Consider the following 25,986-nt stretch of genomic DNA (forward strand, 5'->3'; position numbering starts at 1 on the left):
ATGGCCTTCGCCGCCGGACTGGTCTACGCGACGCTCACCCTGGTCTCCAGTGGGCTGGAAGCCGCCGCGATCCTCAGCTACTGGATGCTCGCCCTGGGCATCTCCACCTACCGCAGCGCGACACGACGCGCGCCCGCCGGCTCACCGGTGCTACAGCACTGACGCCGCCTGCCGGTTGTCGTTTTCCCCGGACATGGCCCCAGACTGAATCCGGACGACGACCCACCGGAGGTGCTGGAGAGTGGAGCCGGCAGTGAAGCGACGCCAGGTAGGCCTGTTCGTCGGCTTGTCCACTCTGGACGTCATCCAGCTCGTGGACCATGTGCCGGGTTCCAACGAGAAGCTGACGGCTCGTGAGCAAGTTGTCGCTGCGGGCGGTCCCGCGGCGAACGCGGCCGCGACGTTCTCGTATCTGGGTGGCGCGGCCAGGCTGCTCACCGCGATCGGCTCCCATCCGCTGGGACATGCGGTCACAGCGGACCTGAACCGGCTGGGCGTGACCGTGACGGACCTGGCAGCCCCGTCGCTCGACCCGCCCGCCGTGTCCTCCATCCTCGTGACCGCTTCCAGCGGGGAACGCGCTGTCGCCTCGACCAATGCGACAGGGGTCCGGCTCGTCCCGCCCGACGGTCTCGACGAGTTGGTGTCAGCCTGCGACATCGTCGAACTCGACGGCCACCACATGGAGTTGGCCCTCGCCGCCGCCCACGCCGCACGAGCTGTCGGTCGGCCGACCCTCCTCGACGGCGGCAGTTGGAAGCCCGGCATGCGGAGCCTGCTGCCGTCGATCGACGTGGCCGTCTGCTCGGACGACTTCCACCCACCCGGCACGCACACACCCACCGACACCCTGAAGTTCCTGCGAGAGCACGGGGTTACCTGGTCGGCGGTCAGCCGGGGAGGGCAGTCGATCGTCTGGGCGGGCCCCGACGGCAGCGGCACAGTGGACGTGCCTCCCGTCCGGGTGGCGGACACACTGGGAGCCGGTGACGTCCTGCACGGAGCCCTCACCCACCACCTCGCGGTCCAGGGCCACTTGACGCCGCAGGGGTTCGTCGAGGCACTGCACGGTGCGGCCGAGGTGGCGTCACATGCGTGTGCCTCCTTCGGCACCCGAGCCTGGATGCAGAGAGAAGCCGAAGGCGCACAGATCGACCGGCCATCTCACTGAGCCTCTGGATTCCGGGCTGTTGGACGCTCACACACCGGCGCGTTCGACCAGTCGGACATTGTTCGAAACCTCTTGACGCTGCACCACAACCCGGCTGACACTCTCGCAACACGACGTCACACAGCCGAAACGAACAAGGCGCCCTGGCCGCAGCGCCCGTTCCCGGCTCGCTCCCCTTGCCTTCCCTTCCTCCGTCAGCCATGCCTCAGCAGGGAACACCACATGACGTACATCGCAGGTCCGCGCACCCGTGCGAGACGCAGGGCGGGCCGTCTCGCAGGCCTGATGACCGCGTCGCTGTTCCTGGGCCTCGCCGCACCCGCGCAGGCCGCGGACACCGCGGACGTCACCGAGGGGCCGGCCCTCTGGTACAAGCTGGACGCCGCCTCCGGCAGCACCGTCGCCGACGCCTCCGGCAACGGCCGCGACGGCACGGTGAGCGGGACCGCCGACTGGACGGGCAACGGGCAGGGGCTCGCCTTCAACGGCTCCGACTCCTACATCAAGGTGCCGGACGACGTGATGAAGGGTCTGGACGCGATCACCGTCTCGACCGATGTGCTGGTCGACTCCGCGCAGTCCACGCCGTACTTCATCTACGGCTTCGGCAACTCCAGCGGGAGCAGCGGGAACGGGTACCTGTTCACCACCGGCAACTCCCTGCGCACCTCGATCGCGACCGGCAACTGGTCGACGGAGCAGACCACCAGGCCGGCCGACTCGCACAACCTGACCCGCGCGGTGTGGAAGCACCTCACCTACACGCAGACCGGCTCGACAGGTGTGCTGTACGAGGACGGCGTCGAAGTCGGCCGCAACACCTCCGTCACCATCACCCCTGGCGCCATCGGCTCCGGCACCACGACCGCCAACTACATAGGAAAGTCGGTCTACTCCGGCGACAAGCTCTTCAAGGGCAGGATCCGCGACTTCCGGATCTACGACCGTGCGCTGGACGCCTCCCAGGTCGAGCAGCTCGCCCTTCCCGTAGCCACACAGGGCATCGCCGACGACAAGGCGGCGCTGAGTCTCGGTGACACCTCCGCCCTCACGGCCGACCTGGACCTGCCGAGGACCGGGACGGCCGGCGGTTCCACGATCGGCTGGGCCAGCGACAACACCTCCGTGGTGTCCGACACCGGCAAGGTCACCCGCCCCGCCGCCGGCGAACCGGACGCCCACGCCACGCTGACGGCGACCCTCAAAAAGGGAGCCGTGACGGACACCAAGAGCTTCGACGTCACGGTTCTCCCCGCCTTCGACGACCAGACGGCCGCCCAGCAGTCCGCCGAGGCCCTCGCCGTCCACAACCTCGACGACGTCCGCGGCAACCTCGCCCTCCCGGCGGCCGGTTCCTACGGCACCAAGGTCGCCTGGTCCTCCGCGAACCCGGACGTGGTCTCGGCCGACGGCGTCGTCCACCGACCCCCGCACGGCGACGGCGCAATCACCGTCGAGCTGACCGCCACCGTCACGAAGGGCGAGGCGACGGCGACCCGCGCCTTCACCGCGAGCGTCCCCGAACTCCCCGCGAAACAAGCCCTCAAGGGCTATATGTTCAGCTACTTCACCGGCGAGGGCACCTCGGACGGCGAGCAGCTCTACGCCGCCCTCAGCAAGGGCAACGACCCGCTGAAATGGCGGGAGTTGAACGACGGCAAGCCGGTCCTGACCTCCACGCTCGGCGAGAAGGGCCTGCGCGACCCGTTCATCATCCGCTCCCCCGAGGGCGACAAGTTCTACCGGATCGCCACCGACCTACGGATCTACGGCAACGGCGACTGGGACGCCGCCCAGCGCACCGGCAGCAAGTCCATCATGGTCTGGGAGTCCACCGACCTGGTGCACTGGACGAACCAGCGGCTGGTCAAGGTCTCCCCCGACAGCGCGGGCAACACCTGGGCACCGGAGGCGTTCTACGACGCGCAGCGCGGCGAGTACGTCGTCTTCTGGGCGTCGAAGCTGTACGACAACGAGGCGCACTCGGGCGACACGTACAACCGCATGATGTACGCGACGACCCGCGACTTCCACACCTTCAGCGAGCCCAAGGTCTGGATCGACCGCGGTTACTCGGTCATCGACTCGACGATGATCCAGCACGACGGCACGTACTACCGCCTTTCGAAGGACGAGCGGAACAACAGCTCCTCGACTCCCAACAGCAAGTTCATCTTCGAGGAGAAGAGCGACTCGATCCTGAACCCGTCCTGGGACGCGGTTGCCGAGGGGATCGGCAAGGGTGCGATGAGCGCGGCCGAGGGGCCGTTGGTCTTCAAGTCGAACACCGAGGACAAGTGGTACGCGTTCCTCGACGAGTTCGGCGGCCGCGGCTACATACCGTTCGAGACGACCGACCTCGATTCCGGCACCTGGACCCCGTCCGCGGACTACGACCTGCCCGCCAGGCCGCGCCACGGCACCGTCCTCCCGGTCACCCAGGCCGAGTACGACCGGCTGTTGCGGGCCTACCAGCCGGACCAGCTCGTCGAGGGCGTCGAGGACGTGTCCGTGAAGACGCGGATCGGTGACGCCCCTGTCCTGCCCGCCACCGCGATCGCCAGGTATGCCGACGGCGTCGAGCGCCCCGTAGCGGTCACCTGGGAGGACGTACCGGAGTCGAAGTACACCCAGGCCGGCACCTTCACGGTGACGGGCGGCTTGCCGGACGGGTCCGCGATCCCGGTCCGCGCCGAGGTCACCGTGTCGGAGGAAGGCCCGGACGTTCCGGCCGACCTGCTGCTGGACTACGACTTCGACGAGACGGGCGGCAGCATCGCCCGGGACTCCAGCGGCCACGGCTACCACGGCACTTATGTCCGTACGCCCGACTTCGGGACCGGCGTGCACGGCGGCTCGTTCAAGATGTCCGGCGACTCGGACACGTCCCCCTACGTGAAGATCCCGAACGGCGTGCTGAAGAACGCCGACAGCGTGACCGTGTCGACGTACGCCAAGTGGCAGGGCGGCAACAGCTTCCAGTGGCTTTTCGGGCTCGGGCCCGACAGCGACAAGTACCTCTTCGCCACCCCCTCCAACGGCGGCTCCAGCCTGTACTCGGCGATCACCAAGGCGAGTTGGACGGCGGAGTCGAAGCTCACGGCCGGTTCGCAGCTCACGCCCGGCGAGTGGCGGCACGTCACCGTGACCCTCGACGGCCCGACCGGCACGATGGTCCTCTACGTCGACGGCATCGAGGCGGCCCGTACGACGACCACCGTCAAGCCGTCCGAGCTGTACGACGCGAACAAGGACTACAGCGGCTACATCGGCCGCTCCCTGTACTCGGCCGACCCGTACTTCGGCGGCGAGGTCGACGACTTCCGCATCTACGACCGGGCCCTGTCGGCCGCAGAGGTCATGGAGCTCAGCGGGAACACCGCGGGCATCGCCAAGGCGACGCACCCCGCGCTGAAGGTCGCCGCGCTCATCGACAACGCGAGCGGCAGGATCACGCTACCGATGACGGAGGGCACCGACCTCACCGCCCTCGCACCGGAGTTCACCCTCGCCCACGGAGCGGCGATCAGCCCCGCCTCCGGCAGCGTCCACGACTTCACCGAGCCGGTGACGTACGAGGTGACCGGGTCCGACGGCACAAAGCGGACCTGGACGGTCTCGGCGCTGATCATGAAGAGCCCGGTCCTGCCCGGCCTCAACGCCGACCCGAACATCGTCCGCTTCGGCGACACCTTCTACATGTATCCGACCACCGACGGCTTCGAGGGCTGGAGCGGCACGCAGTTCAAGGCGTACTCCTCCACCGACCTGGTCCACTGGAAGGACCACGGCGTCATCCTCGACCTCGGTCCCGACGTCTCCTGGGCGGACAGCAGGGCCTGGGCGCCGACGATCGCCGAGAAGGACGGCAAGTACTACTTCTACTTCTGCGCCGACGCGAACATCGGTGTCGCCGTGTCCGACTCGCCGACCGGTCCGTTCAAGGACGCGCTCGGGCAACCGCTGCTCAAAGCAGGCCAGTTGAGCGGGCAGATGATCGACCCGGCGGTGTTCACCGACGACGACGGGAAGTCGTACCTCTACTGGGGCAACGGCCACGCCTACGTGGCTCCGCTGAACGACGACATGACCTCCATCGACACCGCGAACGTCGAGGACATGACCCCCAGCGGCTACAACGAGGGCACTTTCGTCATCAAGCGCAAGAGCACCTACTACTTCATGTGGTCGGAGAACGACACCCGCGACGAGAACTACCGCGTCGCCTACGCCACCGGCCCCTCCCCCACCGGCCCGTGGACCAAGCACGGCGTGATCCTGGAGAAGGACCTCTCGCTCGGCATCAAGGGTCCCGGCCACCACTCCGTCGTCCAGGTGCCGAACAGCGACGACTGGTACATCGCCTACCACCGGTTCGCCATCCCCGGCGGTGACGGCACACACCGCGAAACGACCGTCGACAGGCTGGAGTTCGACGCGGACGGCCTGATCAAGAAGGTCGTGCCCACCCTGACGAGCATCGACCCGGTGACCATCGTGCACGCCGGTCCGGACGCCGGCGGGCAGGAAGGCGACGCCATCCCGCTGGACGGCACGCTCTCCGGTGCGGGCAGCGCGAAGTGGACGGCCGAAGCGGGGGCGCCCTGCACGTTCGCCGACACGGGTGCGGCGACAACGACGGTCACCTGCACCGACGACGGCACCTACGAACTCACCCTGACCGGCGGCCGCAGCAGCGACACAGCAATCGTCGAGGTGGCCAACGCGGCACCGGTCATCACCTCCGCCGAGGGACCGCGCTCCCCGGTGTCGGTCGGCAAGCGGGCGGTCGTCACGGCCCGGTTCACCGACCCGGGCACGAGCGACACCCACACCTGCACGGTCGACTGGAAGGACGGCACCGAGCCGCGGTCCGGCACGGTCACCGCCACCACCTGCCGGGCCGAACACACCTACAGCAAGGCGGGCATCCGCCGCCCGGTGATCACCCTCACCGACGACGAGGGTGCCTCGGACAGCAGGACTCTCCCCGAACTGATCGTCTACGACCGCTCCGCGGGACCGGCCCTCGGCACCGGCGTCTTCAGTTCCCCGGCCGGCGCCTCCCCCGCCGACCCGGACCTGACAGGGAAGGCCGCCTTCTCCTTCACCGCGTTCTACGCGAAGGGAGCCACCGTTCCCACCGCAAGGGCCTCCTTCGACTTCGGTCCGGCCCGGCTGACGTTCCGCTCGACCGGTTCCGACTGGCTCGTGGTGACCGGCTCGCGCGCCGTCCACCAGGGATCGGGCACCGTCAACGGCACCAGGGGCTACACCTTCCGCATCACCGCCACCGATGCTCCGGACACCTTCCGCATCAGGATCTGGAAGACGTCCGGCGGCGACGTCGTCTACGACAACGCCACCAGCCCGAAGCTCATGGGCATCATCACCCTCGGCAAGGAGGAACCCCCCACATGAGTTCACGACAGACCCAGGAACGCACTGACCGAACGGCCATACCCCGGCGCGGCAAACTGGTCGTCGCCGCCCTGGCGGCCGCCCTGTTAGTGGGCCCCGGCGTGGCGCAGGCCGCACCGCAGACGGCACCCGTTCCCCAGGAACAGGTGGCGGCGGCCACCATCACCTGGACGCTCGAGCGGGCGGCCAACCCCACTCAGGACCAGTTGACGGCGTACAACCTCATCACGACGGCCATGAACGCGGCAGTGGCCCGTTACAACAACCTCAGCGACCTGGGCAAGACCATCACCGTCCGCTACGACCCGGGCGTACCCACCGCCGACGGCAACATCAACGGAACCATCCGCTTCGGCAACCGTAGTTACATGACTGAGCGGACCGCGCTGCACGAGATCGCCCACACCATCGGCGTGGGCACCAGTTCGGGCTGGAACTCCCTGGGATCCAGCGGAACTTGGCGTGGCACGCAGGCCACGGCGCTCGTCAGGCAGTTCGACGGTTCGAGCGCCACGCTGTCCACCGGCGGCGGGCACTTCTGGCCCTACGGCCTGAACTACGAGAACGAGTTCTCGAACACCGCGGCCGACCGCCACGTGCAGATCGTCGCTGCCATGGTGCGTGACGGTCTGTAACTTCAGGATGGGTGTCTCAGCGGGCGCATCCGGGGTATCGCACTCCGGATGCGCCCTCGTGCGTAGTCCCGCGACACCGTTCACCCCGCCTTCACCGCCAGGACGCGCAAGCCGCTCCCCTCACTCCGGACGTCCTCCTACCCTCGGGACGCTCCACGTCAGGCTCTGCTTCCTGTTCTTCATGTGCCCCTCCGCGAAAGGCGACTGCACATATGCGCTCCTATCGACCGCGCACGGCAAGACGCTTCGGCACCAGATCCGCGACCGCTCTGCTCGCCACCGCACTCGCCGTGGCCGCGCCGTTCCCCGGCTCGGCGGCCGAGGGGCCGACCCAGCGGCCCTCCGCGCTCGTGGATCCGCTGATCGGCTCCGCGAACGGCGGCAACACCTATCCCGGTGCCACCCTCCCGTACGGGATGATCGCCTGGTCCCCGACGAGCACCACGGGCGACCAGACCAGCACGGGAGCGGCCAACGGCTACCAGTACGACACCACGCGCATCCGCGGTCTGAGCCTGACCCATGTCAACGGGGCCGGCTGCAATCCCGGTGCCGCGGGCGACGTACCGATCATGCCGTTCGTCGGCGACGTCACGTCCTCGCCCTCCGCGGACACCAAGGACGCCGTCTACGCCGCCGACTTCTCGCACGCCGACGAGAAGGCCGTGCCCGGCCGCTACACCCTCGGCCTCAAGTCCGGCGCCACGGCCGACCTGTCGGTCAGCAAGCGCGCGGGCGTCGCGGACTTCACGTTCCCGAGCGACCAGCCGGCCAACCTGCTCTTCCGCGTCTCCAACTCCCTCAACGGCAGCGAGGACGCGCACGTCGACATCGACGCCGCCCACCGCAAGGTGACCGGATGGGTACTCACCGGCGCCTTCTGCGGGCGCCGCGCCAACGGCGGGGTCAACAACCGCAAGAGCTACTACAAGCTGCACTTCAGCGCCTCCTTCGACCGTGCCTTCTCCTCGGTCGGCACCTGGAAGGACGGCACGCTCTCCCCCGGTTCGGCCATGGCCTCAGGAGGCGAGGGATACGCGACCGGCGCGGACCGCGCGGGTCGCGGCTCCGGCGGCTGGGTCGGCTTCGACACCAGCTCCGACAACGATGTCCACATGCGGCTCGGCATCTCGTACGTGAGCCTTGCCGGCGCCGAGGCCAACCTGCGGGACGAGGTCGAGCCGGACGCGAGTGTGGCCGACGTGGCCGAGGCCGGGGCGCGGGCCTGGGACCGTGAACTGAACACCGTCCGGATCGAGGGCGGCAGCGCGGCCCGCCGCCAGACGTTCTACACCGCGCTCTACCACTCCCTCATGCAGCCGAACCTGATCAGCGACACCGACGGCCGCTACTGGGGCATGGACCAGGCCGTCCACCGGCTGGCGCGTGGACAGCGGGCGCAGTACAGCAACTTCTCCGGCTGGGACCAGTACCGCGCCCAGATCCAACTGCTCGCCCTGCTGAAGCCCACCGTGGCGGGCGACTTCGCGCAGTCGCTGTACAACTTCGCGCGGCAGAACGGCGGGGTGTGGGACCGCTGGGTACACGTCAGCGGCGCCACTCATGTCATGACCGGCGACCCGTCCGCGGCGACGCTGGCGACGTTCTATGCCATGGGCGTGCGCAACTTCGACTACGAGGGGGCCTTCGACTCGCTTGTCCGCCAGGCCACCGTGCCCCACCCCGACGGACTGTCGGACGCCGGCTGCCCCGGCCAGTGCGTGGGCCAACGCCCCAACCTGGCCCAGTACTTGAGCTCGCAGTACGCCGCCCAGGACGTGTGCCACTGCTGGGGCGGTGCCGCCGAGACCCTGGAGGACGCCGTCGCGGACTCCGCGCTCGCCAAGTGGGCGAAGCTGCTCGGACGGGAGACGGAGGCCGAGGTCTTCACCGGACGCGCCGCCTACTGGCGCAACGTCTTCAACCCCGAAGCCACCACCGGTGCCGGCTACATCCAGGCCCGCCGGCTCGACGGCTCCTGGGTCACCCCCTTCAACCCCGCCGGCGACCTCGGCTTCGCCCAGGGCACCAGCGCCACCTACACCTGGATGGTGCCGCAGGACGTCCAGGGGCTGGCCGTCGCGATGGGCGGCCGGGAGGTCGCCGCCGCACGGCTGGACGGCTTCTTCCACAAGGCGGACGGCTCCTGGTCGGTCCGCGGCGGCGACCCGCTGCGCTACGACCCGACCAACGAGCCCGGCATTCACGCCCCTTGGCTCTACAACGCGCTCGGACAGCCCTGGAAGACCCAGGCGACCGTGCGCCAGATCCTCGACACCGTCTACGGCACCGGACCTTCGGGCCTGCCCGGCAATGACGACCTGGGCACCATGTCCGCCTGGTACGTCTTCTCCGCCCTGGGCCTGTATCCGCAGACCCCGGGCAGCGCCTCCCTGCTGCTGGGAGCCCCGCTCTTCCGCACCGCGGTGGTGGACCGGCCCGGCCGCAGAGACATCACCGTCAACGCCCCCGACGCCGACGACACACACGTGTACGTGGACGCCGTACGCCTCGACGGACGGGCGCATCAGAAGTCCTGGACGGATGCCGGTCTGACACGATCGGGCGGCTCCCTCACCTTCCGTCTCACCGAGCAGCCGAACACCCAGTGGGCAACCGACCCGGGCGGTCTGCCGCAGTGACTCGCCTGTGGGCCTGGCATGCCGGGCCCACACCGGCCCTTCCAAGAAGCGAGCGGTGAGCGCCGCCTATGCCGATTCACGCAGCCGCAGTTGCGCCCCCACCACCAGTTCGTCGCTACCGAGCGGACCGCTTCCGGTCAGCAGCCGGGCCGCCTGTTCGACGGCGAGCGCCCCGAGCCCACGCGTGTCCAGGGCCACGGTGGACAGCGGCGGTTCGACGAGTTCGCCGAGCTGGAGGCCGTCGAAGCCGATCACGGCAAGGTCTGCGGGGATCCGAAGCCCGAGCCGGCGCGCGGCGCGCAGTGCTCCTATGGCGATGATGTCGTTGAACGTGAACACTGCGGTCACGTCGGGGTGGCGGGCGAGGAGCTCCTGGAGTGCGCTCTCCCCGCCCGGGACGCTCTGGTCCGCGCGGCTCACGGAGCCGGCGTCCAGTCCACAGGCCGACATCGCGGCGTCGAACCAGTCGTGCCGGATGCTCGGCTGGGACCGTTCCGCGTGATCGAGCATGCCGATGCGCCGGTGCCCCGCCTCGGCCAGATGCCTGATCGCGGCATGGACGCCGTCCTTGCCGTCGATGCGGATCGAGCTGAACCGCTCGGTGCGGTCGCCCCGGTCGATGAGCACCACGGGGAGCCCCCGGGTCAGCTTGTCGATCTCGTCCTCGGACTGACTCAGGTAACCCACCACGGCATCCACCTGCGAGGCGATCACCTCAAGCGTGCCCCGCTCTTCCTCGATGCGGTCTCCGGTGTCGTACACGACCACGTGCCAGCCGTGCCCCCGCGCCGCGTCCAGCGCGGCGGCCGCGACCTCGGTGAAGAACGGGTTGAGCAGATCGGGGATCACCAGTCCGACGCTGATCGTGTCCTGTCGGACCAGTCCCCGGGCGAACCGGCTCGGCCGGTATCCCAACGCAAGGGCGGCGTCCAGCACGCGCTGCTTGGTGGTGACACCGATCTCGCCCTTGTCGTTGAGGGCCCGCGACACGGTCTGCCGGGACACTCCGGCGCTCCGGGCCACATCGTCGATCGTCACCCTGCGGGGTCCGGTCCCCGACGACGCCATCACTCACCTCCGCGAAATTGCCGACGCGCGTGCGCCGCAGGGACACCGAGTATGCCGGGGGGCGACGGAGCCTTGACACTCCGGCGTATGGAAGCCCACACTCCCAATCAATTCCCGTTACCGCTCCCGTGAGCGCTCACGTTACCGCTCACGGCCCCTCATTCCAACCAGAAGGCATCCGCCTCCAGGTGTCAACGTCGACCCGCCTAGCACCGTCGCTAGTCGTTATCTGGAACGGAAGACATGAGCAGCACAATCACACGTACTCGTCTCGTCATCGCAGCCGCGGCCGCCGGCGTGGTCGTCCTCGCCGGGTGCTCGTCGTCCGACTCGTCGTCCGACAACGCGTCCGCCGCCTCCTGCGAGCCCTCGAAGGGCAAGGTCACCCTCCAGTACTGGAACACCGTCAACGGCATGGACAAGGTCGTCGACCTGTGGAACAAGGAACATCCCGACATCCAGGTCGAGACGAAGAACATCTCCAACGACCAGTACGGCGCGATCGGCAACGCCCTGAAGGCCGATAAGGCGCCGGACCTCGCCCAGGTCGGCTACGACCAGCTGCCCACCCTGCGCTCCCAGGACGCCTTCGTGGACGCCACGGCCTGCAAGACGGCCGCCGACGCCGAGTCGAAGTTCGTTCCGTGGACCTGGTCGCAGGCCAGCTTCGGCGGCACCGGGGTGTTCGCCCTTCCCCAGGACACGGGTCCGATGGCCCTGTACGTCCGCACCGACATCTTCAAGAAGTACGACGTCCCGATTCCGACGACCTGGGACGAGTACGCGACCGCCGCCGAGAAGCTGCACAAGGCGAACCCGAAACTCACCATCACGTTCTTCGACCCGAACAACGCCGAGTGGTTCAACGGGCTCCTCTGGCAGAACAACGCGCAGATGTACAGCTACTCCGACGACAAGTGGCACGTCACCGTGGAGTCGGACCAGAGCAAGCAGGTCGCCGACTACTGGCAGAAGCTGATCGACGACAAGCTCGTGCGCACCGACCTCGCCAACGGATCGACGCAGATGTTCGCCGCCTACCAGAACGACCAGATGGCCACCCAGGTCGGGGCCGCCTGGGGCTACAGCGGCATCCGGGACAACCTGCCCGACCAGGCCGGCAAGTGGTCGATCGTCCCGATGCCGACCTGGGGTGCGAACGGCAACTCCGGTGACTGGGGCGGCTCGACCGTCGCGTTCATGAAGGGCGGCAAGCACCTGTACGAGGCGGCCGAGTTCAACACGTGGCTGAACACCGACCCCGAGGCGCTCGCGATGTCGAACGAGCTGGGCGGCCTGTACCCGGCGTCCAACGACGGGCTGAAGCTTCCTGCGCTGTCCAAGGGTGTGCCGTACTACAACAACGAGAAGATCTTCGACGTCTTCGCCGAGTCGTCCAAGAAGATCGACACCGACTTCGCCTGGGGTCCCACCCAGAAGACGGTGAACCTGGCGCTCCAGGACGCGATGGCCAAGGCGGCGGGCGGTGACGGCAAGCTGACCGACGCGCTCGCGGCTGCCCAGTCCTCCGCGCTGAAGTCGATGCAGGACCTGGCGATCCCGGCCACAGCGGGCAAGTGACCGCAGCATGACCGACATCGCCACCCGTCCGACCGACGCGGTGTCACCACCGCCCCGGGGTCGCCGCCGTCCGCGTCTGGACGTCGGCGGCCCTCGGGCCGGCACCATCGTCGCGTTCCTGACGCCCTTCTTCCTGCCGTTCGTGCTGTTCTACCTGGTACCCATCGGCTACGCGCTCTGGCAGAGCTTCCGCGTGGTGCGCCGCTCCGGCGGGCAGTACGGCACCTCGTACACGACCTTCGGCGGTTTCGAGCAGTACGTGGAGGTGTTTCAGAACAACGAGTTCTGGTCCAGCATCGGCCGTATCGGCCTGTTCGGCATCGTCCAGGTGCCCGTCATGCTGTTCGTCGCGCTGGTCATGGCACTGCTGCTGGACGCTCCCCTGCTGAAGCTCAAGGGGTTCTTCCGCATCACGGCGTTCATGCCGTACGCGGTGCCCGGCGTCATCGCCGCGATCATGTGGTCGTATCTCTACTCGCCGCAACTCAGCCCGGTCGTAGACCTGTTGAACGGCATCGGTCTGCACCCCGACTTCCTGGGCCCGGGTGCCGTGCTCTGGTCGGCGGCGAACGTCTCGACCTGGCTGTGGACCGGTTACAACATGCTGATCATGTTCTCGGCGCTTCAGTCCATCCCGCAGGAGCTCTACGAGGCCGCGAGGATCGACGGGGCCGGCAACTGGACCATCGCCTGGCGCATCAAGGTCCCGATCATCGCCCCGTCCATCGTCATGACCACGGTGTTCTCCATCATCGGCACGCTTCAGCTGTACTCCGAGCCGGCGGTGCTGCGCCAGATCTCCTCGAACATCTCCAGCACGTTCACCCCGAACATGCTGGCGTACACCGTGGCCGTCGGGAACAACTACCAGCAGGCCGCGGCCATTTCGGTGGTCATCGCCGTCATCACCTTCGTCTTGAGCTTCGGGTTCATGCGACTGACCTCCAAGAGGGCGGGACTGTGAACAAGCGACCCCCTGTCCAGGAAGGCCGCGTGAGCCGTACGGCCGTCATGGCCCTGATGCTCGTGCTGGCGATCTACTTCCTGCTGCCGCTGTACTTCCTGATCGTCGCGGCGACGAAGCCGCAGGGCGATCTCGCCTCCACCAACGGCCTGACGTTCTCGAACTTCCAGCTGTTCGACAACCTGCACACCCTGTTCACCTTCAACAACGGCATCTTCGCCCGATGGATCCTGAACACGGTCGTCTACGCGGTGCTGGGCGCGGCTGTCGGCACCCTGATCTCGGCGTTGTGCGGCTACGCGCTCGCCAAGTTCCGCTTCCGCGGCCGGGAGTTCCTGTTCTCGGTCATTCTCGGCGGTGTGCTGGTCCCCAGCACCGCGCTGGCGCTGCCGCTGTTCCTGCTGTTCTCCGAAGTCGGACTGGTCAACACCTACTTCGCGGTCTTCCTGCCCAGCATCGTCAGCCCGTTCGGCGTCTACCTCGCGAGGATCTTCGCGAACGCCGCCGTGCCCCAGGAACTCATCGAGTCCGCGCGCCTCGACGGTGCCGGCGAGTTCCGCACGTTCTTCTCGGTGTCGTTCAAGCTGATGTCGCCGGCGCTGGTGACCATCTTCCTGTTCCAGTTCGTCGGCATCTGGAACAACTTCTTCCTCCCGATGGTGATGCTCCAGAAGGAGTCCCTCTTCCCGATCACGCTCGGCCTCTTCACCTGGAACGGGCAGACCGCCCGCTCCCCGCTCCTCCAGGAGTCCGTGATCGCCGGCTCGCTGGTGTCGATCGTGCCCGTGATCATCGTCTTCATCCTCCTCCAGCGGTTCTGGCGCACCGGGCTCGCCGCAGGCTCCCTCAAGTAACGCCCACCCCCTGCACAGAAGGTCCTTCCCCCCATGCAGAACTCCGCCGTCTTCGTGCCCCACTTCCACTGGGACCGGGAGTGGTACGAGCCCTTCCAGGTCTTCCGGCACCGGCTCGTCTCCGCCCTCGACACCGTGCTGGAGACCGCCGAGACGCACCCGGACTTCCGGTTCACCGTCGACGGGCAGATGGCCGCGGTCGAGGACTACCTGGAGATGCGGCCGGAGAACCGCGATCGTCTGGCCGCTCTGGTCGGCGAGGGCCGGCTCGCCATCGGGCCGTGGCTGATCCTGCTCGACGAGTTCCTCTGCTCCGGTGAGACCATCGTGCGCAATCTCCAGATGGGGTGGACGGCCGCGGAGAGCCTCGGCGGCGCGATGCCCGTCGGCTATCTGCCGGACATGTTCGGGCACATCGCGCAGATGCCGCAGATCCTGGCGCGTGCGGGGATCGAGCATGCGGCGCTGTGGCGCGGGGTGCCCGGTTCCGTCGACGGTCACGCCTTCCGCTGGCGCGCTCCCGACGGCTCCGAAGTGCGTACCGAGTTCCTCTTCGACGGCTACGACAACGGCCTCGACGTCCTGCTGGTGCCCGACCGGATCGGCCGGGCGCTCGGCGAGTACGCCCGGATGACGGCCGAGCGGTGGGGTGGCGATCCGGTGCTGGCCATGGCGGGCACCGACCACAACGCGCCCGACCCGGAGCTGACGTCCTGGCTGCGCCGCGCGGCCGGCGACGAGCGTGCCATCACCGTCGCGACGCTCGACGAGTACATCCGCAAGCACGTGCGTGACGAGGTGGGCGCCGTCGTCACCGGTGAACTGCGCAGCCATGTGCGCGGCAACATCCTCCCGGGCGTGCTGTCCGTACGGCTCGGACTCAAGCAGCGGATGGCCGCCGCCGAGCGCACCATCGACCACGCCGAGCGCATGAACGCCCTGTGGTCCCGGCGCGACGACTCGGCGTTCCTCGCCCTCGCCTGGCACAAGATCATCGAGTCGACGGCCCATGATTCGGTGGTCGGCTCCGGCACCGACGAGACCTGCGACCAGGTCGCGGCACGGCTCGCCGAAGCCGCGCAGACGGCCCGTGCCGTCCGGGACACGGCTCTGGCCGAGCCCGCCGCCCTGGTGCCGAGCGACGGCTACCTGGTCGCCAACCCGCTGCCGTCGGCGCGCACGGCGCTGGTCGAAGTGGATGTCGTGGCGCCACCGCAGGGCACCGCGCTGATGGCGACCGCCTCCGACGGATCCGCGCATCCCGTGCAGTTGGTCTCCGAGGCCCCGACCGTCCTCAGCGACGAGCGCATGGACGCCTCGCAGCTCGAACGAGTGCTGCGCCGTATCCACCGCCGCGAGCTGTTCGGCCTGCTGATCGACCACTACGAACTCACCCCGAACTCGCTCGTGTTCCACCTCGCCGAGGTACCGGCCGGCGGAGCGTTCGACCTGCTGATGCTGCGCAGCGAGGTCGCCGCCGCGGCTGCCGATTATCCGGGCGAGTGGCAGGTACGAACGCTGGCGGAAGCCCGGGCCACCGCGCTGGTGCCCGTGCACGTCCCCGCCGCAGGGCTGGCCGGTTTCCGGGTCGCGACGAGCGACGAGCCGACCGCCCCAGCGACGTCCGCACCCGCGCGGGCAGCGGTGACGCCGACGGCCGACGCTCTCTCGAACGGGCTGATCGAGGTCGTGGTCGCCGATGACGGCACCCTGAACGTGACCGGGGCGGACGGCACCGTCCTGCGCGGAGTCGGCCGCCTCGTCGACGGAGGTGACCGCGGCGACAGCTACAACTACGCTCCCCCGGGTGGGGATGTGCTGGTGTCGCGGCCGACACAGGTCACCGTAGAACTCGTCGAGAACGGTCCGCTGCGTGCCAGATTGCGCGTCACACGCGTCTACGAGTGGCCCGCGGCGCTCTCCTCCGACCGGGACCGGCGCAGCGGCGACACCGTCCCGACGCCGGTGGAGATGCTCGTGGAGGTGCGCGCGGGCGAGCCCTTCGTCCGTGTCTCCACCGCGTTCCTCAACCAGTGCGCCGACCACCGGCTGCGGTTCCATGTGCCGCTGCCCGAGCCCGTGGACACATCCGCGTCGGCCGGGCAGTTCGCCGTCACCGAGCGTGGACTGACCGCCGAGGGCGGCTGGGGCGAGTACCCGCTCCCCACTTTCCCCGCGAGTTCCTTCGTGTCGGCCGGCCCGGCCACCGTGCTGCTCGACCACTCCAGCGAGTACGAGCTCGTCGACGACGGCTCCGCGCTCGCCATCACCCTGCTGCGCGCCATCGGCTCGATCAGCGTCAACATCCATCCTCTCCGTGACGAGCCCGCGGCGAGCGAAATCCCCGCACCGGGCGCGCAGGATCTCGGCATGCGCATCGAGAACCGGTTCGCCGTGCTGCCCTCGGCGGCCGGCTGGCAGGGGGCGAACGCGGTCGCTCTCGCCGAGGAGTTCCGCAACGACGTGCTCGTCACCCGCGGGACCGCGCCCGCCGCAAGCCACCTGCCCCCAGCTTCGAGTCGTATGCGGGTCGACGGCAAAGACGTCCTCGTCTCAAGCATCCGCCGTGTCTACGACAACGCTCGCGGTGAAGGCACCGAGGTCCGGTTGGCCGCGATGAGCGACACGCCGTCGACCGTCCGCGTGACCGGCGACTTCACCGAGGCCACCACGGTCGACCTGCTCGGCCGGCACCTGTCCGAGGCGCCGGTGGACGACGGGCTCGAACTCGCCCTCGGCCCCTGGGAGATCCGCACCGTCGTGGTCCGCTGACCGGCCGCAACAGGCGCTCGGATGCCCCACCTGCTACCAAGAAAGAGTTGTGACCTCTTGCCCTCCAAGCTTTCCGCGTATGTCGAGGACACCGCACCTGGACGTGGCGCTCTGCGCCCGGCCCGCTCGTGGCTGCACTCCGACGCCCCCTCCCTTTCGCTCAACGGGCCCTGGCGCTTTCGTCTGTCCCCCACGGCATCGGTGGCCGAGGACTTCGCGACCGAAGGCTTCGACGACCAGGGTTGGGACAGCATCCCGGTGCCCTCGCACTGGGTGCTCGAGGGCGACGGAGCCCACGGCAGGCCGATCTATACGAACATCCAGTTCCCGTTCCCGATCGACCCGCCCCATGTCCCGGACGAGAACCCCACCGGCGACTATCGCCGTCACTTCGACCTCCCCTCCGGCTGGTCGGACGCCGACCGTGTGGTGCTGCGGTTCGACGGGGTCGAGTCGCTCTTCAAGGTGTGGGTGAACGGAGCCGAGATCGGCAGCGCCAGTGGCAGCCGGCTGGCCCACGAATTCGACGTGACGTCCGCGGTGCGGCCGGGCGACAACGTCATCGCCGTGCGGGTGCACCAGTGGTCGGCGGCCAGTTACGTCGAGGACCAGGACCAGTGGTGGCTGCCGGGCATCTTCCGCGATGTCACCCTGTTCGCCCGGCCTGCCGGGGGCCTTGACGACGTCTGGCTGCGGACCGGTTTCGACAACGGGCACGGGCGCATCGACCTGGAGGTCACCGCCGACGCGGCGGCGTTCCCGGTCACGCTGCGCATCCCCGAACTCGGCATCGAGCAGGTCTGGGCCGCATCGACCGACGTGGCCCCCCTCGACGTCGTAGGCGTGGAGCCCTGGTCGGCCGAACAGCCCCGTCTGTACGACGCCACCGTGTCCTCGGCCGCGGAGAGCGTCGCCCTGCGGGTGGGCTTCCGTACGGTCGAGATCCGCGGTGGCCGGTTCCTGGTCAACGGGCGCCGTGTCGTGTTCCACGGGGTGAACCGCCACGAGGCCCACCCGGAGCGCGGCCGTGTCTTCGACGAGGAACACGCCCGTGCAGACCTGGCCCGCATGAAGCGGTTCAACGTCAACGCCATCCGCACCAGCCACTATCCGCCGCATCCACGGCTGCTCGACCTCGCCGACGAACTCGGCTTCTGGGTCGTCCTCGAATGCGATCTGGAGACGCACGGCTTCAACAAGGTGGACTGGGTCGGCAATCCGAGCGACGACCCGGCATGGCGCGAGGCGTATCTGGACCGCATCCAGCGCACCGTCGAGCGCGACAAGAACCATCCCAGCATCGTGATCTGGTCGCTCGGCAACGAGGCGGGCACCGGCAGCAACCTCGCCGCCATGTCGGCGTGGGTGCACGCGCGCGACGCCGGACGCCCCGTGCACTACGAAGGTGACTACACCGGCGAGTACACCGACATCTACTCACGCATGTACGCGTCGGTGGCGGAGACCGAGCGGATCGGTTCCGACGCCATCCGCACCACGCTGCTGAACTGCACTCCGGCACAGAGCGCCCGGCAGCGCACCAAGCCGTTCCTGCTCTGCGAATACGCCCACGCGATGGGAAACGGTCCGGGAGCGTTCGACCAGTACGAGGCACTGGTGCATGAGTACCCGCGGCTGCACGGCGGGTTCGTCTGGGAGTGGCGCGACCACGGCATCCTGGCCACGGCCCCGGACGGGACGCCGTACTACGCCTATGGCGGCGACTTCGGAGAGGTCGTGCACGACGGCAACTTCGTGATGGACGGCATGCTGTTGAGCGACGACGTCCCGACGCCCAGCCTCCACGAGTACAAGGCGGTGGTGCAGCCGGTCCGCTTCACCTTCGACGGCGACAAGGTCGAGTTCACGAACCTGCGGCACTCGGCCGACACATCGGACCTGCGCTTCCGCTGGCGCGTCGAGCACGACGGAACGCCCGTGGACTCCGGGGAGTTGGAGGTCCCCGTCGCCACGGCGGGCGAGTCGGGGCGGGTGACGCTGCCACAGGTCACGGTGTCCCCGGACGCCGAAACATGGCTCACGGTCGAGGCGGTGCTGGCGACGGGAACCGCTTGGGCAGGTGAGGGGCATGTGATCGCGACAGCCCAGCTGGACTGCTCGACACGTCGCCCTGTCCCTGCTGTCCGGTCACGGACCGACTGGCGGCCGGACGACGGAACGCTGACGCTCGGAATCGCCGACTTCATCGACGGCTCCCTCGTCCGCCTCAACGGCCGCGCGGTGACCGGCCCACGGCTGGAACTGTTCCGCGCGCCGACCGACAACGACGAGAGCCCGTCCGACGGAGTCGAGGACAGCGACGCCAGCATCGCCGGAGTGTCCAACGCCGACTTGTGGCGTCGCGACGGCCTCCACCGGCTGACCACGCGGCGCATCACAGTGGAGCACGCCGCGGGCGCCCTGCGCACCGTCGACAAGGTCTCCGCCGCGGACTCCGCCCTGTCGGTGACGGTGGAGTCCATCTGGTCGCTCGAGGACGGCGAACTGGAACTGCGCGTGGAGATCGAGCCTTCACTCGGCTGGCGGACGGTGTGGCCACGGATCGGGATTCGCTTCGAGCTGCCCGACGGCGAGGCTCCCGTCGACGGTGCCGACTGGTTCGGCCTGGGCCCGCTCGAGTCCTACCCCGACAGCCTCCGAGCGGCACGCACCCTCCGTTTCTCCTCCACCGTCCGCGATCTCTCGGTCAACTACGCGCGCCCCCAGGAGACCGGGCACCGCTCCCGACTACGCCGGCTGACGCTGGCGAGTGGCGACACCGAGGTGCTGCGGATCGTGGCCATCCCCGACACACACGGGCGGCGCCCCGGCTTCACCCTCAGCCGCCACACCCCCCAGCAGATCGCGCAAGCCGAACACCCCTTTGAGCTTCCCGATTCGACGACGAGTCACTTGATCATCGACGCGGCCCAGCACGGACTCGGCTCGCGAGCCTGCGGACCGGATGTGTGGCCCGAGTACGCACTCCGACCTGAAGCGCGCACGATCAGGCTTCGCATCGCGGCAGGATAGGGACGGCGCCGGGCTCTTCAAGTCGCCCCTGGTACAAGGCACATGACACACCCGAGTACGATCATCGCGTTCTCGGTCTGTACCGTTCACGGGCGCGATGGAGCTGCCATGACGACCAACCCACAGCCGTCTCTGCCGATCGACACCAGCAGGGCGCACCCTGCGCGGGTGTACGACTGGCTGCTCGGCGGCAAGGACAACTACCCGGTCGACGAGGCAGTCGGGGAGAAACTGCCGCCCGAGGCCAGGGACGCCGCTCGGCAGAACCGTCAGTTCATGCACCGGGCGGCAGCCTGGCTCGCCGGGCAGGGCATCGATCAGTTCCTGGACATCGGCACGGGCATTCCCACCGCGCCCAATCTCCACCAGATCGTCCAGAACATCGTGCCGTCGGCGAGCGTCGTCTACACCGACAACGACCCGATCGTGCTGCGCCACGCCGAGGCACTGCTGGTCAGCCGCCCCGAGGGAGCCACCGACTACATCCAGGCCGATGTGCGCCGGCCCGAGGACATCGTCCAGCACGCCCGACACGTCCTGGACTTCGACCGCCCGATCGCACTGTCGCTCATCGCGCTGATGCACTTCATCACCGATGAGCAGGACGCCCACGGCATAGTCCGTGCCCTGGTCGACACGCTTCCGACGGGCAGCTATCTGGTGCTGTCACACGCCGCGTCCGACCTGTTTCCGGAACTCGCCGCACAGGTCACCGCCGAGTACGCCAAGGGCGGCATCCAGCTCGGCTTCCGTACCCGACCGGAAGTGGAGCGCTTCTTCGAGGGCCTGGATCTCGTTCCGCCCGGTCTGGTGACGGCAACGGAGTGGGTCCAGCCGACGCCGACCTCGGAACCGGAAGCCAGCGGCATCTACTCGGGAGTGGCCCGCGTCTCCTGAGCCACGTCGCCGCCGGGGGTGGAAGTGGGGAAGACTCGGGCGCATGGTTTCGGTATTGCAGAACGTGGCGATCGACTGTGCGGATGCCTACGAGCTGGCTCTGTTCTGGAGCAGGGTCACCGGTCGTCCGCTGCATCCGGAGGACGAGCCAGGTGCCCTGGAGACTCAGGTAATGCTGGCGGAGGGCCCGGTGCTGTACTTCAACCAGGTACCCGAGACCAAGACGATCAAGAATCGGATCCACCTCTGCTTGCGCCCAGAGACCTCGCGTGAGCAGGAGGTGGAACGGCTCCTGGGCCTCGGTGCCACCTTCGTCACCGATCACCGAAATCCCGACGGCTCGGGCTGGGCGGTCCTTGCCGACCCCGAAGGCAACGAATTCTGCGTTCTTCGCAGCGAGTCCGACCGAGCCGCGACGACTGCCTGACGCTCACACGCCGCAACGTGACCGTACGGTCCACCGGCTGCGCCACGTCACTCATCGCGGTTCCCCCCTGCGGTCCAGTACCGGGGACATTCTCGCGCCGTCGGCCGGAAGCCCAGCATCCGCGGGGAGTTGACGACCACGAAGACCGGGGAGGAGGGCCGCGTGGTGGCGGTGGTAGTGCCGGGCTACACGCGCACGGTTGCCGCACACCGGGGAGCACCATTCGCGGCGCGCGTGATTCTTGACGAAGAAGAGCGGGCAGTTCGGTGCCGGGCAGGGGTGCAGGCGCTCCAGGTCGGGTCCGGCGAAGAGGTCGACGGCCTGGTGCGCGATGAGCCGTACCGCGAGGTCCGGGGCCGTTCCGGAGCCCCGGTAGACACGTGACGGTGGCCCGTCGGCGGGCCAGACGAGCTCGGTCCAGGCCTGCGCGAGCGCGTTCAGCGTGCTGATCGCCTCCGGTCGCGCGAACTCCGCGGCGGTGGCCGGCGGGCGCGGATCCCGGGTCGCCTCCGATGCCAGTCTGCGCAGCGCGTCGCGCAACGCGCGCAGTGTTGCGGCGACCGGGCGCACCGCGTCCTCGTCCAATTCACCGGCGTCGATCCCGGCCTCGGTGCGGAATCGGTCGGCGACCGCGCGCAGCCAGGCGGTGGCACCGGCATCGCTGTCGAGAGCGTCGTAGGTGCGCCCGCGGTCCATGGTGACGGTGTTCATCAGCTCGACCGGCAGCGGCTCCCCCAACAGCGTCGCGCCTCTGGTCACACCCTCGGTCGTCATGACTCCGACGGTAACCGAACTAATGAATAAGCCGCATTGCATCCATTCGGCCGAGGTCGTCGGCCGCCAGGAAGGACCGCCACGGCGAGGTAATGGCCGGTATGTACAAGGGAAAATCCGGTTCATCACTCTGTAAATCGATCACTGGATCGGTGTAATCGGCACGCTTGCCGAGCCGCGGAGCGATCTAGCGTCGGAATGCACGGGGCCGCACGGACCAGAAAGGCATCGAGGCACACATGCCCATCCCGAATACCGACGTCATGCCCGACCACAAGTCCCCCCTGCCATCAACCGCCAGCCATGCGTTTGCACGATGCTATGCAGCAACTTGCCTGGCCCTGGGCCCGGTTGACGATCATGTGGCACAGCTGTTCCCCATCTGTCACCGTGTCCTGACAGCGGTGGAGCGAGCAGCGCCGCACCGCTCGTGGGCCGCCAGCAGCTGGGCCATGCTCAGCACCGGCCCGTTGGGGTCCTTGGCGGCGTCGTCCCAGCGGCGCAGCGCTACGGCGTCGGCGGCCATGGGGTGTGCTCGGAAGTCGGCGACCTCCTGCTCGTCCATGGGGCCGCCCTGACGCTTGAGCGAGGCGACCGATGCCGGGCTGAGCAGGGCGTGGTAGGCGGGATCGATGGTCACGAGGTAGCGCTTGGCCGGCACGTGCTGCCCGATGATCCACGCCGCGCGTTCGCTCAGGTGCTGTCGGGCGAAGGCGGCGCCCGCCAACTCGTGCGGCAGGCCCGGGTGTTCGGCGCGTACAGGCCCTGCCCTGCCGATGTCGTGCAGCGCGGCGGCGACCACCAGCTCGTCGTCCGCGCCGGCGTCCACGGCGAACCGGGCGGTCTGTAGTGCATGGGTGCGCTGGTCGACCGCCTCTCCCCCGTAGGGAAGTCCGGCGAGGCCGTCGATGAGTTCGGCCAGTCGTGCGCTGGTGAGCCTGCTCATGATTCCTCCGTGGTGGATCCCTGCCCGCGGATGGTGTCCGCCAGTTCCTCCGCCAGTTGGGGTGTTGCCGCCACCACCCCCGACCAGCGACGAGTGAGGTCGGTGTCGATCTCCAGCGGTCGTCCGTGGACGTCGATCACCGCTCCGCCGGCCGCGGGTACGGTCACCATGGCGGCGGCGAGGTCGACGATCCTGTGGGTGTCGGAGCCGGCGTCGGCGAACGCGTCGGTCGACCCTTCAGCGACCAGGGCCGCTTCGAGGCAGCTGGTCGACAGGATCCGGATCCGGGCCGCCCGCTCGGCAACCCGCCACCAGGCGTCGGCGATGTGCTTCTGCGGGCGCAGCAGGCTCACCGCCGCGCCGTCGAGCTGCGTGCGTCCGTTGGTGCGGTACGCCGAGGGCTGCCCTGCCACCGTGTGCCAGCAGCGGCCGGTGTCCAGCCAGCAGGTGAGCGCCTCGACCGGCGCGCCGTCGACGGCGACGACTCCGGCGAAGGCCGACAGCGGGACCCCGGCCGCGGCGTTCGCCGTACCGTCCACCGGGTCGGTGACCAGCGTCACCGCCGAGCCGTTGTCGATGCTGCCGAGCTCCTCGCTGAGCAGGTTGATCCGGTGCGCGTCGACGACCTCGGCGATGGCGGTGTCCACCAGGATGTCGAGTCGCATCGTCGGCGTTCCGTCCGCACCCAGCTGGACCTTCTCGGCCAGTTGGGCGCGGTCGTACCGTTCGCGGGCGGTCCGGAAGGCAGCCACGGCCGCCTGTGTCGCATCGGCCAGCGCGGGATGGACGCCGGCGGGCAGCTGCGGTGCGGGGACGGGCCACATGATCTTGGTGCTCATCGCGTCTCCTGCGACACGTAGGCGGAATCGGTCGTACGGGCCCGGAGCACAGCGGCGACGACCGGCCAGGGACGGCCCGGCGCGGCCAGCACCAGGTCGGCCCGCTGCCCCGGCGCGAGCCGGCCCCGGTCCGGCAATCCGGCCACCTCGGCGGCCCCGGAGGTCACCAGCCCGACGGCGGCGGGCAGCGTGGTCAGGCCTTCCGCGGCGAGCAGCAGCGCCGCCGCCAGCAGGCCCGACGGCAGGTAGTCCGAGGCGAGGGCGCCGACCAGGCCGCGGGACACCAGCTCCCGGCCCGAGGCGTTGCCGTTGTGCGAGTGTCCGCGCAGGACGTTGGGGGCGCCCATCACCGTGGGCATGTCCCGCTCGCGGGCGGCCTCGGCCGCGGCGAGGGTGGTGGGGAACTCGGCCACGTCACCGCCGCGCTCTTGCAGTGCCGCCACTTCCTCGGCGGAGCTGGGGTCGTGGCCGAGCAGCCGGATCCGGCCCGCCGTGGCCCGCTCACCGAGCCAGTCGAGCGCCTCCTCCCGGATGTCCAGCCGGCCGTCCCGGTCCTCGATCAGCCGGTCGACATGGTCGCGGGCCTCGTCCTCCGACATGCCGCGCGTGCCCATGAGGTACTTCTCGTAGTAGCGGCGGTCGGCGTACTGCCCCTGCCCCGGCGTGTGGTCCTCGTGCGAGACGAGGGCGACGCCGTCGACCGAGTCGAGCCTTCGGCGCAGCGCTGCCAGGCCTTCCGGGCAGCGCACGTCGAGCCGGTGCAGGATCCGGTGGTCCACCATGCCGTCCGTACGGCCCTCGACCACGCGGCAGATCTGCTCCGTGGTCTCCACGCTGCGCAACAGCCCACGGCCGTGACTCTGCTCGTACGCCGCGCCGTGGAACGCCGTGGTGACGCCGGCCGCGCGCAGCTTGCCCTCGAACGACAACAGGGCGAATTCCAGGGGTAGTTCGGCTCCCGGTCGGGGCAGCCGTTCCTTCTCCAGTCCGTCGCTGTGTACATCCACCAAGCCGGGCAGGCAGAGCAGGCCCTGGCCGTCCACGTCGGCTTCCACGCCGGCCGGATGCGGCTCGACGGCGGCGATCCTGCCGTCCCTGACCGCCACCAACGCGTTGTCCAGCACCCGGTCCGCGAGCACGGCACGTACATGCCCGAGCACGTAGTCGGCGGGCGGAGCGCCCAGGGTCCAGCCCTGTGCGAGGGGTTGGGCAAGGCCCATACTCATGCGGCTTCCTCCAGTGTCTCGGCAGGCGTGCCCTGCCGTGCGATCAGGCCATCCCTGACGAACACCACGCGGGAGGCGAGCCGCCGGATGGCGTCCATGTCGTGGAAGACGGCCAGGACCGCGACGCCCTGTCCCGCCAGTGAATCGATGAGTTCCAGTGCGGCCTCTCGGTTGGCGGGGTCCAGCGCCGAGACCGGCTCGTCGAGCAGCAGCAGCCGGGGTGGCTCGACGGTACCGGCGGCGAGGTTCACCCGCTGGCGCTCACCGCCGGAGAGGACACCGCAGTCGACGTCCCACAGGGCCTCGTCCAGGTTCAGTCGCCGCAGTGCGGCGGCCGCGGCATCCCGCGACTCGGCACGATCGAGTCCGCGCCGCCGGGCGATCGCGGCGACCACTTCCAGCGGCCCGGTACGCGGAGGGGCGGCGAGGAACTGCGAGACGTAGCCGAACTCCCGGCCGCGCAGCCGCGCCATCTCGCGGTCGGGCAGTTCGGTCAGCTCGACCGGACCGGCCGCTGTGTGCAGCAGCACCGAACCGGAGTCCGGGAGATATGTGCGGTACACACAGCGCAGCAGCGAGGACTTGCCCGCCCCGCTGGGGCCGGCGAGAGCGACGTGCTCCCCCTCGTGTACGTCGAGATCGACGCCGTGCAGCGACGGTACGGTCCGGCCGTCGATGCTGTGCAGGGTGAAGGACTTGCGCAGTGCGCGCACCGACAGAACGGCGTTGTCCACCG

The 25,986-nt window shown here is 69.0% G+C and carries 18 protein-coding genes; 12 read left to right on the forward strand and 6 right to left on the reverse strand.

Features of this window, described 5'->3' with window-relative positions:
- The 5 genes from KCH87_RS02515 (at position 1) to KCH87_RS02535 (ending at position 9,869) form a co-directional block, all read left to right on the forward strand.
- Entirely contained in the window at positions 1-162 is a 162-nt protein-coding gene (locus tag KCH87_RS02515; protein ID WP_374198939.1) for a hypothetical protein, read from the forward strand.
- A gap of 91 nt (positions 163-253) precedes the next feature.
- Positions 254-1,171 (forward strand): PfkB family carbohydrate kinase, encoded by a 918-nt coding sequence (locus tag KCH87_RS02520; protein ID WP_210583665.1) that lies wholly within the window; start codon positions 254-256, stop codon positions 1,169-1,171.
- 222 nt (positions 1,172-1,393) lie between these two features.
- Positions 1,394-6,592, forward strand: a complete 5,199-nt coding sequence (locus tag KCH87_RS02525) for a family 43 glycosylhydrolase (protein ID WP_210583666.1) — start codon at positions 1,394-1,396, stop codon at positions 6,590-6,592.
- Entirely contained in the window at positions 6,589-7,227 is a 639-nt protein-coding gene (locus tag KCH87_RS02530; RefSeq protein WP_210583667.1) for a hypothetical protein, read from the forward strand. The genes KCH87_RS02525 and KCH87_RS02530 overlap by 4 nt, the downstream gene beginning before the upstream one ends.
- A 212-nt stretch (positions 7,228-7,439) precedes the next feature.
- On the forward strand, positions 7,440-9,869 hold the full coding sequence (locus tag KCH87_RS02535; protein WP_210583668.1) for a GH92 family glycosyl hydrolase: 2,430 nt from the start codon (positions 7,440-7,442) through the stop codon (positions 9,867-9,869).
- A gap of 66 nt (positions 9,870-9,935) precedes the next feature.
- Here the strand turns inward: KCH87_RS02535 and KCH87_RS02540 are convergent, their stop codons facing one another.
- Entirely contained in the window at positions 9,936-10,937 is a 1,002-nt protein-coding gene (locus KCH87_RS02540) for a LacI family DNA-binding transcriptional regulator (RefSeq protein ID WP_210583669.1), read from the reverse strand.
- A gap of 243 nt (positions 10,938-11,180) precedes the next feature.
- On the opposite strand from KCH87_RS02540, the gene KCH87_RS02545 reads away from it, so the two are divergent.
- The 7 genes from KCH87_RS02545 (at position 11,181) to KCH87_RS02575 (ending at position 21,465) form a co-directional block, all read left to right on the forward strand.
- Positions 11,181-12,518, forward strand: coding sequence for an ABC transporter substrate-binding protein (locus KCH87_RS02545; protein ID WP_210583670.1), 1,338 nt, complete (start codon positions 11,181-11,183; stop codon positions 12,516-12,518).
- 7 nt (positions 12,519-12,525) lie between these two features.
- Positions 12,526-13,482: a carbohydrate ABC transporter permease gene (locus KCH87_RS02550; RefSeq protein ID WP_210583671.1), complete on the forward strand. Its 957-nt coding sequence runs from the start codon at positions 12,526-12,528 to the stop codon at positions 13,480-13,482.
- A gap of 47 nt (positions 13,483-13,529) precedes the next feature.
- Entirely contained in the window at positions 13,530-14,336 is an 807-nt protein-coding gene (locus KCH87_RS02555) for a carbohydrate ABC transporter permease (RefSeq protein WP_210584039.1), read from the forward strand.
- 33 nt (positions 14,337-14,369) lie between these two features.
- Positions 14,370-17,108 carry a glycoside hydrolase family 38 C-terminal domain-containing protein gene (locus KCH87_RS02560; protein WP_210583672.1) on the forward strand — a complete coding sequence of 913 codons (2,739 nt, stop codon included), beginning with the start codon at positions 14,370-14,372 and terminating at the stop codon, positions 17,106-17,108.
- A gap of 21 nt (positions 17,109-17,129) precedes the next feature.
- Positions 17,130-20,141, forward strand: a complete 3,012-nt coding sequence (locus tag KCH87_RS02565; protein WP_210583673.1) for a glycoside hydrolase family 2 TIM barrel-domain containing protein — start codon at positions 17,130-17,132, stop codon at positions 20,139-20,141.
- 108 nt (positions 20,142-20,249) lie between these two features.
- The gene (locus KCH87_RS02570) at positions 20,250-21,038 is read left to right on the forward strand and encodes an SAM-dependent methyltransferase (protein WP_210583675.1); all 789 of its coding nucleotides are present in this window, start codon (positions 20,250-20,252) and stop codon (positions 21,036-21,038) included.
- A 43-nt stretch (positions 21,039-21,081) separates the two neighbouring features.
- Positions 21,082-21,465, forward strand: coding sequence for a VOC family protein (locus KCH87_RS02575; RefSeq protein WP_210583677.1), 384 nt, complete (start codon positions 21,082-21,084; stop codon positions 21,463-21,465).
- Between the two features lie 51 nt (positions 21,466-21,516).
- On the opposite strand, the gene KCH87_RS02580 is transcribed toward KCH87_RS02575, so the two are convergent.
- The 5 genes from KCH87_RS02580 to KCH87_RS02600 form a co-directional block, all read right to left on the reverse strand.
- Positions 21,517-22,239, reverse strand: a complete 723-nt coding sequence (locus KCH87_RS02580) for an ABATE domain-containing protein (RefSeq protein WP_247195558.1) — start codon at positions 22,237-22,239, stop codon at positions 21,517-21,519.
- Positions 22,240-22,624: 385 nt separating this feature from the next.
- Complete coding sequence (locus tag KCH87_RS02585) at positions 22,625-23,185, reverse strand: HD domain-containing protein (RefSeq protein ID WP_210583679.1); 561 nt, start codon at positions 23,183-23,185, stop codon at positions 22,625-22,627.
- On the reverse strand, positions 23,182-24,024 hold the full coding sequence (locus KCH87_RS02590; RefSeq protein ID WP_210583681.1) for an inositol monophosphatase family protein: 843 nt from the start codon (positions 24,022-24,024) through the stop codon (positions 23,182-23,184). Before KCH87_RS02590 ends, KCH87_RS02585 begins: the two co-directional genes overlap by 4 nt.
- A complete protein-coding gene (locus tag KCH87_RS02595; protein ID WP_210583683.1) occupies positions 24,021-25,250 on the reverse strand; it encodes an alpha-D-ribose 1-methylphosphonate 5-triphosphate diphosphatase in 1,230 nt (409 codons plus the stop codon). Before KCH87_RS02595 ends, KCH87_RS02590 begins: the two co-directional genes overlap by 4 nt.
- Positions 25,247-25,984 carry an ATP-binding cassette domain-containing protein gene (locus KCH87_RS02600; protein WP_210583685.1) on the reverse strand — a complete coding sequence of 246 codons (738 nt, stop codon included), beginning with the start codon at positions 25,982-25,984 and terminating at the stop codon, positions 25,247-25,249. Before KCH87_RS02600 ends, KCH87_RS02595 begins: the two co-directional genes overlap by 4 nt.
- Positions 25,985-25,986: the final 2 nt, after the last annotated feature.

It is taken from the genome of Streptomyces sp. GESEQ-35 (genome assembly GCF_017948485.1).
Classification (GTDB): Bacteria; Actinomycetota; Actinomycetes; order Streptomycetales; family Streptomycetaceae; genus Streptomyces.